This window comes from Vibrio hepatarius, from assembly GCF_043642085.1.
GTDB classification, from domain to species: domain Bacteria; phylum Pseudomonadota; class Gammaproteobacteria; order Enterobacterales; family Vibrionaceae; genus Vibrio; species Vibrio hepatarius_C.
This window is the reverse complement of sequence record NZ_JBHZSA010000002.1, coordinates 692,192-700,415: the sequence shown is the minus strand read 5'-3', so window position 1 is coordinate 700,415 and position 8,224 is coordinate 692,192. Positions and strand designations below refer to the sequence as shown.

The following is an 8,224-nucleotide window of genomic DNA, read 5'->3' as shown; positions in this document are numbered from 1 at the left end:
TTTCCACGTTCAGTCCTCTTTGTTCCGACCAAATATCCGTTTAGGTATAAGCGTTAGCGCTTATCCGAATGGCATTAAGACATAGCGTCTGGCTTTTTACGTTTATTGGTGAGTACGGTGATTAGATCTCTTCATGTTTATGCACCAATCCAAAGTCAGCCAGTACGGCGTAGGCGGCAGGGATCATAAACAGCACCAGCAGTGTTGAGGCAAAAATACCAAACACAATCGAGATGACTAATGGCTGAATGACCTGAGCCTGCAAGCTGGTTTCAGTAAGTAGCGGTAACAGGCCAGCAGCAGTCGTCATCGAGGTTAGAAATACCGCTCTAAAACGCTCACGACTCGCTTTGACTACCGAGTCATGCACGCTATCGCCATCATCGACATGGTGGCGGATGTATTGCACCAATAAGATGGAGTCATTAACCACGATACCAGCCAGCGACACAAAGCCCATCATACTCGGCATACTGAGTGAGTGACCAAGTAAGATATGGCCCCAAACGACACCAATAAAGGCGAGGGGAATGGCGAGCATGACGACAAAAGGTTCTAGGTAGCTGCGGAACTGGTAACTGAGTATGGCAAACACGCCAAATAGTCCGAGCAAGAAACCTTTACCCATTGATGCGCCCGTTTCCGCGGCATCTTTCGCTTCACCTTCAAAGTCGAATCTTAGCCCCGGATATTTGGCCATGAGTTTAGGTGCTTCTTCTTTTTGGAATTGAGTAATCACCGCCGTTGAGTTGACCTTGGTATTATCGGTATCACCAAATACGCTGATGGTTCTGAGGCCGTCAATACGTTGGATTCGCACATAGTTACGTTGGAAATCGAGTGTTGCTATCGTTGCCAACGGGATCTGGCTCCCGTCAGGCATGATAATTGGGAAGTTGGCCAGTTGCTGTAAATCGCCAGCTTCAACCTTATTCAAACGAACCTCAATCGAGATATTTTCTACCCCAATCTGAATCTCATCGGCGGTTTGACCGAAAAACGCGGCGCGAAGTTGGTTAGCGATAAGCTGTCCATTGATGCCGTAAGTTTCTGCCCCCGGACGTAGCTTAACCAGCACTTCTTCTTTACCCATGCGCATGTCATCTAGCACGCCGTGGATTCCATCGAACTCGTTCAAGTATTGTTGTATATCAATCGACGCTGCTTTTAACGCGTCTAAGTCATCGTGTTTGGCACGAATTTCAATCGCACGTCCACCCGGTCCCATAGTCGGTTGTTTAAATACCAGTGAGATAGGGTCAGCAAGTTCGCCAATGTCAGCGCGCCATGCGGCAATGAAGTCATCGATTACAGTGTTTCTGCTTTCTGCGCCAAGTAAATCAAGCCTAACAGTGGCAATGTGCGGCCCTGATTCATTAGCGTCAGCATTAGCATTAAACTGACTGGTAATGTGTTGAACCAGTTGGGTGCCATTCTCGACCTCTTTGCTCCATTGCGCGTCGAGTTTTTGCGCTGAAGCAACAATTCGGTCAACCACCGCTTCGGTTTGCGCTAAAGAAGAGCCGGGAGGCAGGATGATACGTGCCTCGGCAATATCACCGTCGAGTTCAGGGAAAGGCTGAAACTTAAGTAACCCACCCGCGATGGTTGCCACAGAGATTAACAATAGGGCGATAACACCGCCTAAAAAGGCATAGCGGTACTCAACCACTTTCTCAACAGCATTAACCAGCGTAGTGTTACGGAAATTTTCAAAGCTATCCAGTAGTTTCTGTTTAAATTTCGCTGGTGGTTTTTCTCGTTTTTCCTTATGTAAAGAGTGAGAGAGGTGATTCGGCAAGATCAAAAATGCTTCGACTAAGCTCAGTGTTAATACAAGGATCAACACTTGCGGCACGGCTTTTAATACCGCCCCCATTTCACCTTCAAGGAAGAGTAGGCTACCAAAGATACATACTGTGGTTAAGAAAGAAGAAATAACGCCGGGTAAAACCTTTTTAACCCCTTTGACTACGGCGTTATCGACGTCTTCCCCCCGATCAAGGTGCGACGCGATGGACTCGGCTATCACGATCGCATCATCCATCATGATACCGATGGCCATGAGCAGGCCGACCAGCGACATAATATTGATCGAGAGTCCAAGCTGCGCCATCAAGAATAAACCGCCGAGGAAGGCGACAGGTAGACCTGCAGCAACCCAGAATGAGTAACGTAAGCTAAAGAACAGCCACATGGTCGCAAAGACTAAAACGATACCTTGCCAACCATTGCGAACCATCATAGTTAAGCGATCCCACAATACCGACGATAGGTCATTGGTGAGCTCAAGTTTAACGCCAGTTGGGGCAATTGCTTGCTGGTCTTCGACGAACTGAGATACGCGATCTTTAATCCGCAGTGCGTCGTCTTCTTTGTTCTTACTTACTTTAAGTAACGCTGAAGGATGGCCATCGAAAAGGACCTTTTGTTCGTCCAATTCAAAACGGTCGGTAATCGTTGCGATATCGCGCAGGCGGATAATCGAACCATTAGGCCCAGAGCCAACGACGATGCTTTCAAGCTCTTGCGGCGTGGTGCGGCGCTCATCAAAACGAATCAAAAAGTTTTTGTCAGGCGTTTCGACGTTACCACTTGGCAGCTTGATATTTTGGCGACCGATTTGATCAGCAATATCACCGACGCTTAGTCCCAGTTGTCGCATGGCTTGTGAATCAAGTTCAACGCGATATTGATGGTCAGAAAAGCCCGCGACATCAACCAAAGAGACATCATAATCAAGCTTTAACGTTCTTTTAAGCTGCTCCGCATAGGCTTTAAGTTCAGGCCATGTGGTATCCGCCGTGATGGCGACGTCGACAACAGGTTCGTTCCAATCTAACTCTTGGACGATTGGGGATTCAATCTCTTGAGGAAAATCGTTGATGGAATTGATCTGAGTTTGAACATCAATCAGCATGCGGCCAATGTCAGCGCGCTCGTTAAGCTTTAAGATTAAACGAGCTGAGCCTTCAATCGCTTCACACTGGGTTTCTTCTATGTTGGCTAGGCCATCAACTGCGTCTTCCATACGAACACAGATGCTTTCCTCTACCTCTTGCGGAGAGGCGCCAGGGTAGACAACGCCCGCCATAATGTACGGTGGATCGAATTCGGGAAACGTCTCACGCTTTATGTTGGGTAGGGAAGTTAAGCCCAATACCAATAAACCAAGCATCAAGAGGTTGGCGGCGGTGGGGTGCTTAGCAAAGAATCGAATCATTGCGCAGACTCCTCTGAGCTAGCTTCTTTAAGCAACATACCGTTAATCGCAGGCAGTAAATCATTTAAGATCAGTTTGTCGCCTTGGTTTAAGTCGCCGTCAATCACGACTTGGTTGTCTCGACGATATTCAACATTGACCGTCTTGATTTGCAGTTTGTTCTCGTCATCCATCAAATAGATCTTGTCGCCATGCAGTGCGCGCTCAGGAATGACCCAACTTGGATTGGCTTGCCCTTCGATTGAGGCGCGGACAAACATACCATTCACCAGTGGAGGCACAGAAGTTGGATTCAAATTGCGGTAATCTTGCTCTATCTCTAATATCACCCCGGCAGTGGCTTGATTTGGGTCGACAGTTTCACTGATACGACTCACTTTCGCAGGCCAACTGGCTTTCAAATTACCACTGCTTAGCTCGATACTTGCTTGGATTGATGATTTGTTTGGCTGCGGAATCCCGGTTTCATCACGAGCGAACTCACCTAAGCTAGATGCGAGAGTTTGCATGTCATGGATTGACAGTTGCGCTTCGACTTCCATCACGTCCATACCGTGACCTGTCACCATGGTTTGCTGTAAGTTAACGACTTGGTTTTGCTCAATCTCAACATCTGCGATACGCAAGTCGTAAGGCAGCGTAATAATGGTTTTTTCCAGTGAACGTTGGGCTTCTTCTACCTTGGACGTGTTCACTTTAACCAGAGCTTCAGCGACACGTTTTTCGTCAGGCATTAGGCCGATTTGGTTTTCGATATCTAACACCAATTTACGCTGTGATAGAGCACTTTGCGTTTGTTGATCAACATCCGATTGGGACGTTAGGCCTTTCTTACGCAGGTTTTGTTTTCTTTCCAGCTCTTTATTGGCGATCACGAGACGGTTTTTCTCGATTTTTAGCGTCTGTTTTAGGTTTGACTCTTCTTGGTTCAGCTTAGCCAAAGAGGTTTGAGCAGATTTTAAATCGGCTTGAGCTTGTACCAGTTTGAGTTCGTAATCGAGTGGGTCGATTCGCAAAATCTCGGTTCCTGCTTGGAGTATTTGACCTTTCTCAAGCTGTGGGTGGCGATATACCACCTTTCCGGTGACTTCCGCGATGGCGTTCCATTCGATTTTCGGCGCGACTTTACCAAATCCAATCGCCAGAGGGGCCATCGCCTTTAGCTCTAGCGGTACCGTGTCGACCAGCCTAGCGCGATCACTGGCAGGTTTGACGGGAAGGTCGGGTTTTAGCTCCACAGCTACAATGAGTGAGATAACTCCAACAGCAAGCGCTGGGAAGAACAGTAGTTTCTTATTTATTTTCATTATCGTTAGTCCTGCAATTCAGTTGGTTGCAAAAAGCCGTGGGTCATAAGTTTGATGTTGTGTTCAAACAACTGGTTTAGAAATTCTTCGTTAAGCTCAATACCATGAATAGCCAGCATTGCGGGTGGGGCAATAAAGGGAAATACCATCAAGCTAATGTAGGAGACTTTACATAACCTAGGATCGGCATCTGGGCGTAGAATGCCGCTCTCGACCAGTTTATCGAACATGATTGACTGCATTGGCTGGCTGACGTCCGTAAACACTTTTTCCAGTAACTTTCGCTGAGTTTCCGAGCTGTCCATGTTCATGACTTGTGCGATCAATCGAGGGAAGAGTGGCACTTTGATCATTTCGCGATAATAGGTACGCATGATGTCGAGAAAATTTTTCTGCGAGCTGTCTTTGACCATTCGCTGCATTTGAATTTTCATCGGCTCGATGGTTTCACGTAGCATGGTCTCAAATAGACCTTCCTTATTGCCAAAATAATAACGAATCATAGCGACATTGACGCCAGCGTTACTTGCCACCAAGCGGGTAGAGACTTTGTTGTAGGGCATAACCGTAAATAGATCGCGTGAGGCATCGATCAGTGCTTGCCGCGCATCGATGTCATCACTGGGACGTCCGGCTTTCCTCGCCATATTCATGTTGTCGTTACTCTCGTTTATTAAACGTATGATTAATTATAGGGTGACGAAAATATCTTCGATATAACAATTATTAATCACTATTTAATCAAGTGATTAATTAATGCAATTGAAAGTGAGAAATGTGATTTGTGACATCTAAGATGATGGCGAATGCTGTTGGCAATGCCGTCGGGAGATAAAGAAAAGCCCGCGTAGTAGCTAATTACGCGGGCGAAAAGGGACAACAATTATTGTCGCTATTTGGAGATTGTTGGTCCAGCATCCTTATCCAGACTGTTACGAGCTATTAGACTTTATTAGTAGTTCTTTATAGCTGTGTAACCAATGAACAATAAAATAACACTTTTGCTAATAACGCTTAAACATCGAAAAATGAAAAGATAAGTTGCATTTATGCAATGAATGGGTTGGTGGCGAATTGAATCGTTTTCGCTATGGAAAAAACCAAAATAATTCAACTCATAGGGGATAAATAGTTGAAATCAACGCAAGATCAGATAACAAAGTCGGAGCCAGTGTCCGCGTACTTACTCGCTAACTGGTCGATCGGAATCGGGCGTTCAATCAAGTAGCCCTGAAGCAAGTCACAGCCATATTTAATCAGTACCGTTCTTTGTGCTTCTGTCTCAACCCCTTCAGCCACCACGCGCATGTTTCCTGAGCGTGCGATAGCAAGAATCGCTTTAACAAGCGAGTCACTCTGTTCTGAGCTCAGCATTTTATCGACAAAAACTCGGTCAATTTTCAACTCGTCTAGTGGTAAATTACTAAGGTAACTTAGTGAGGAGTAACCGGTACCAAAATCATCTAGCGAAACAGTGAAGCCAAGTTGTTTGACTTGGTTAATGATGGGTTCAACCTTAGGTAAATCGTTGATGAGAACATTTTCAGTGATTTCTAAAGTGATGCGATGACTCGGCAGTTTATGTTTAGCAGTAATGCTCTGAAGTTGCTGAATAAAGGCGTTGTTCATCAACTGCATCGGTGAAATATTGATGGAAAGAACCAAATCTGATTCTGGTGATGGGAAGACTTGGACAAACTCTTCGCAGGCTTTGTTGAGAACAAATTCACCGATCTCACTAATTAAACCGATCTCTTCTGCCAGTGAGATGAACTCAAGTGGTGATACCTGACCCAGTTGAGGGTTATACCAACGCAGCAAGCTTTCAACGCCATGCAATGCGCCAGTTTCGGCATTCACTTGCGGTTGGTAGTGCACAGTAAACTCTCCTCGGTTAATCGCTTCTCTGAGTTCACGCTCAAGAAGGAAGTCGTATTGAACTTGCTGATTGATCGAACTATCGAAAAAGAGTACGTCACCTTTCTGTCGTGCTTTTGATTTGTACAGCACAATATCAGCCTTGGAAATCAGCTCTTCAGGATCATCGCCATCGGATGGGTACATAGAGACACCAATCGAGCAACTTGCGAAGAGTACTTTGCCATCAATAACAAACTGCTGCTTAAACACGTTTTTGATTTGTTCAACCTTAGATTCAGTTTCACTGAGATTCTTAAGGTTAGAAAAGCAGAAGATGAATTCATCTCCCCCAAAACGTGCCACGTAATCATTTGGGCCTAAGAAGGCATCGAACTTTTTACCGATTTCGCTCAGCAATCGATCGCCAGCGCTATGGCCATAGAGGTCGTTAACCTTTTTAAAATCATCAAGATCTACAAACATAACCGCCAGTTGACAGCAGTGCTCGGCGGATAGCTCGATACCTTCGGTGATGTGTTGATGGAGTAGTGAGCGGTTCGGCAGGCCAGTCAGCTCATCGTGACTCGCCATATATTCCAATTGATCTTTGGTGTGTTGCAGATTTTCAAAATCGTAGTTAATGCGCTTTTCAAACTTTTTAAAGCGATTCGCGATTAAGCGGCTTAATGAATACGAGAATAAGGCAACAATGATGGTGGTAATAATGCCAATAAGTAACAACTGCTGCAGTGTTTTTTGCTGTTCTTCCTCAGCGGCAGCTTCTCGCTCTTTAAAGTATTGCTCACTAAGCGCGTCATACACGCCAGCTCCAATAGTCCAGCCCCAATTTGGATCTTTAACTACATAGCTTGTTTTGGAAAGACTGGCTATGTTGTCGGGGCCTGAGACGGCAATATGATTCACAAACTGCTTGTCTGCTTCCATGATACGTTGTGACGCTAACTGGTATTGTTCATCGCCAATAGCAAATGTATTTTGTCCAATTAAAGATTCGTTGATATGGGAAAGAATAGTGCCATCATTGGCAAGCACAAAGATGTAGCCATAGTCACCAAATCTAAGGTTTCTCACCCACTTTAACGACGTTTGTTTAATGTCATTTTCAACGTCAACAACGTAATCGCCAGTTCCGATGAACCAATCGTATGGCGCGAAGTATTTACCAAAGCCGACTTTCTCGAATTCTTTATTACGATTTTCTGGCTTAACAAACCACCAACGATAGAAAGCTTCATCTTCTTTTTTTACCAGCTCTCCCATTTCACGGACAATATAACTACCGCGCACATCCTTGAAGTCCCATAGAGAAGTGCCTTCAACGCGTGGAAGCAGTGGGTGCATGATATTCATGCCATCGGTTTTATAGATGAAAAAATAGCCACGACCTTGGTTAAAACGAATGTCTCTTAATGCATCAGTAATTAACTTGGTCACTTGCTGTTCTGGAAGATGTTTATTGCTTTCGTACAGACGGGTTGCAATCGCATGCGCTTCATAAATATGCTCTTGGATTGTGTTTTCTAATCTGCTTTCTACTTGAGTGCGAGCAAATTGGATTTGTTCTAGGACATATTCGACACGATTGGTCAATGTTGCTAGGCGTCGTTGTTCATATTCTTGTTTTAGGTAGTCGAGGTCTTCTCGTGAACTAAGAATGGTATCCCTAACGGTCAGGACCACCCATAACAAGGTAAAGACAGCGACAATGGTAGCAGGAGCATAACTAATGAGATTAAGCAGTTTTTTGTCTGTGAGCTTAGTCATGCTGCTCCTTAGCTGAATATGAAAAGAACAGTAATTATAGCGGCCATAT

The 8,224-nt window shown here is 45.1% G+C and carries 4 protein-coding genes; all 4 read right to left on the bottom strand.

What is annotated here, in order from left to right; all coding sequences use genetic code 11:
* Window positions 1-121 precede the first annotated feature (121 nt).
* The 4 genes from ACHUFZ_RS06150 to ACHUFZ_RS06135 all read right to left on the bottom strand — a co-directional run bounded on the left by ACHUFZ_RS06150 (window position 122) and on the right by ACHUFZ_RS06135 (window position 8,175).
* Window positions 122-3,223 (bottom strand): efflux RND transporter permease subunit, encoded by a 3,102-nt coding sequence (locus ACHUFZ_RS06150; protein ID WP_394126362.1) that lies wholly within the window; start codon window positions 3,221-3,223, stop codon window positions 122-124.
* Window positions 3,220-4,530 carry an efflux RND transporter periplasmic adaptor subunit gene (locus tag ACHUFZ_RS06145; protein WP_394126361.1) on the bottom strand — a complete coding sequence of 437 codons (1,311 nt, stop codon included), beginning with the start codon at window positions 4,528-4,530 and terminating at the stop codon, window positions 3,220-3,222. The genes ACHUFZ_RS06150 and ACHUFZ_RS06145 overlap by 4 nt, the downstream gene beginning before the upstream one ends.
* A 5-nt stretch (window positions 4,531-4,535) precedes the next feature.
* Window positions 4,536-5,183: a TetR/AcrR family transcriptional regulator gene (locus tag ACHUFZ_RS06140; RefSeq protein ID WP_394126360.1), complete on the bottom strand. Its 648-nt coding sequence runs from the start codon at window positions 5,181-5,183 to the stop codon at window positions 4,536-4,538.
* A 496-nt stretch (window positions 5,184-5,679) separates the two neighbouring features.
* Entirely contained in the window at window positions 5,680-8,175 is a 2,496-nt protein-coding gene (locus ACHUFZ_RS06135; RefSeq protein WP_394126359.1) for a bifunctional diguanylate cyclase/phosphodiesterase, read from the bottom strand.
* Window positions 8,176-8,224: the final 49 nt, after the last annotated feature.